Raw genomic sequence first — 2,775 nt, forward strand, 5'->3', positions numbered from 1 at the left:
GCTCGCGGGCGAGGCCGCCGCGCGCAACGGCGCCCGGCTGGGGTCCTGCTCCGTCGGCGACCGCGACGTGGTCGTCGAGGCGCGCGTCCCGGCGGGCGTCGGGACGGCGGTCGCCGTCGCGCGGGCGGGGGAGCGCGCGGCGGACGAGCCGGTCGGGTCAGGCTCCCGGCGCGGCGCGCAGGACGACGTCGAGCAGCCGGAGGGCGGCGGCCTTGTCGAGGGAGTCGTTGCCGTTGCCGCACTTCGGGGACTGCACGCACGCCGGGCAGCCGCGGTAGCACGGGCAGGACGCGATCGCGTCGCGGGTGGCGCGCAGCCACCGCGCCCCGAGCTCGAACCCGCGCTCGGCGAAGCCGGCCCCGCCCGGGTGTCCGTCGTGGACGAAGACCGTGGCGTGGCCCGTGTCGGGGTGCAGCGCCGTCGAGAGGCCGCCCAGGTCCCAGCGGTCGCACGTCGCCAGCAGCGGCAGGATGCCGATCGACGCGTGCTCCGCGGCGTGCAGGGCGCCCGGCGCCGCCTCGGCCGTGACGCCGGCGGCGAGCAGCACCTCGGCCGGCGCCGTCCACCAGACCGCCGACGTGCGCAGGGTCCGGGCCGGCAGGTCGAGCTCGTGGGTGCCCAGCACCTGCAGGTCGGGGACGCGACGCCGCTGGTAGCTGAGCACCTGGCTCGTCACGTCAACCGCCCCGAAGCCCCACGTGACGGGTCCCCAGGCGACCTCGCGGTCGACCGATCGGATCTCGGTGGTGGTCACCCAGCGCGCCCAGGTGCCGTAGTCGACGTCCCGGCGGGTCACCAGCGCGACGCCGTCCTCCAGGTCCAGGCGGTCCACCACGAAGCGCGCACCCTGGTGCACGTAGACGGCGCCGTCGTGCACGGTCGAGTCCGCGGACGCCGCGTCGACGGTGCCGAGCACCCGCCCGGTCGAGGCCTCGACGACGCGGACCGGCTGGCCGCCGGCGCCCCGCAGGTCTGTGAGGCGGGACGCGGGCTCGCTGTGCGTCCAGTACCAGCCGGACGGGCGCCGGCGCAGGACGCCCCGGGCCGCGAGGTCGTCCAGCAGCGCCCCCGCGGTGGGCCCGAACAGGTCCAGCTCCTCGGCCCGCACGGGCTGCTCGGCCGCGGCCGCGCACAGGTGCGGCGCCAGCACGTAGGGGTTCGACGGGTCGAACACGGTCGCCTCGACGGGGGTGTCGAACACCGCCTCGGGGTGGTGGACGACGAACGTGTCGAGCGGGTCCTGGCGGGCGACGAGCACGACCAGGCCGTCGGCGCCGGCGCGCCCCGCACGGCCGGCCTGCTGCCAGAGCGACACGCGCGTGCCCGGCCAGCCGGCGATGAGCACGGCGTCCAGCCCGGAGATGTCGACGCCGAGCTCGAGGGCGTTCGTCGTGGCGAGGGCCCGCAGGTCGCCCGTGCGGATCGCGCGTTCGAGCGCGCGGCGCTCCTCGGGCAGGTAGCCGCCTCGGTACGCCTGCACCGAGGTCGCCAGCTCGGGCTCGATCTCGGCGAGGTGGGCGCGGGTGGTCTCCGCGACCGACTCGGCGCCCCGGCGGGAGCGCGCGAAGGCGAGGCTGCGCGCGCCGACGGCGACGAGGTCCGCCAGCAGGTCCGCCACCTCCGCGGTGGCCGTGCGCCGGGGCCGGTCGCCCGGGTCGACGACGACGCGCTCGCCGGTGCCGAGAGGCCCGGAGCCCTCGCCCGTCGGGGCGTCGGGCCCGGCGACGACGTCCTCCGGCCCGGGCGGCGTGAGGTCGGCGTCGCGCAGCACGTGCGCGGGCGGTTCCAGCGGGGTCGCCCACGGGTCGTCGTCGCCCAGCAGCGCCGACCAGGGCGCGTCGCCGCCGGGCAGCTCGGGCGGCTGCCACAGCACGAACGTCTTGCGGCCCGCGGGCGAGGCGTCGTCGTGGACGGCCGTCACCTCGTCCGGGTCGACGCCGATGAGGCGTGCGGCGCTCGTCGCCGGGTCCGCCGTCGTGGCCGAGGCGAGAACCACGGTGGGCTGCGCGCCGTACGCGGCCGCCAGGCGGCGCAGCCGGCGCAGCACGAGCCCGACGTGCGCCCCGAAGAGGCCGCGGAACGCGTGGCACTCGTCGACGACGACGTAGCGCAGCGACGCGAGCACGCGCGACCAGCGCCGGTGGTTCGGCAGCAGCGCGAAGTGCAGGAAGTCGGGGTTGGTGAGCACGACGTCGGCGTGCTCCTGCACCCACCGGCGCTCGTCCAGCGCGGTGTCGCCGTCGCAGGTCGCGACCCGCACGTCGCGCGTGCCGGCGGCCGCGAGCAGCCGCTCGACCCCCGCGAGCTGGTCCGCGGCGAGCGCCTTCGTCGGGCACAGGTACAGCGTCGTGCCGCGGCGGACGACCGACTCGACGCGCCCGGGGTCGAGGGTGGAGGCGGCCGCGGCGGCCCGCACGGACGTGAGGGCCGGGAGCCAGAACGCGAGCGACTTGCCGGAGCCCGTCGACGTGGCGAGCACGGTGTGCCGTCGGTCCCAGGCCGACTGCGCGGCCTCGACCTGGTGCCGCCACGGCTCCTGGACGCCGAGCGCACGGTAGCCGCGCACGAGGTCCGCGTCCGCCCATGCCGGCCACGGCGCCGTGAGGCCCTCGCGCGGCGGCAGCGTGCGCTGGTGCGTCACCCGGTCGGCGCGGGCCCCGGCGGCGAGCAGGGCCTCGAGCAGATCCGGACGTGCCACCGCCCCATCCTCGCACCGCGCGCGGGCCCCTCCGGCGCCCGGCCGTCGTGGCGCGGCTGCGGCGGACGGCACGCAGC

The 2,775-nt window shown here is 78.1% G+C and carries 1 protein-coding gene; it reads right to left on the reverse strand.

Features of this window, described 5'->3' with window-relative positions:
• Nucleotides 1-157: 157 nt before the first annotated feature.
• Nucleotides 158-2,698 (reverse strand): DEAD/DEAH box helicase, encoded by a 2,541-nt coding sequence (locus HGCM_RS07400; RefSeq protein ID WP_019136217.1) that lies wholly within the window; start codon nucleotides 2,696-2,698, stop codon nucleotides 158-160.
• Between the last annotated feature and the right edge of the window lie 77 nt (nucleotides 2,699-2,775).

This window comes from Cellulomonas massiliensis JC225, assembly GCF_000312005.1.
Taxonomy (GTDB): domain Bacteria; phylum Actinomycetota; class Actinomycetes; order Actinomycetales; family Cellulomonadaceae; genus Cellulomonas; species Cellulomonas massiliensis.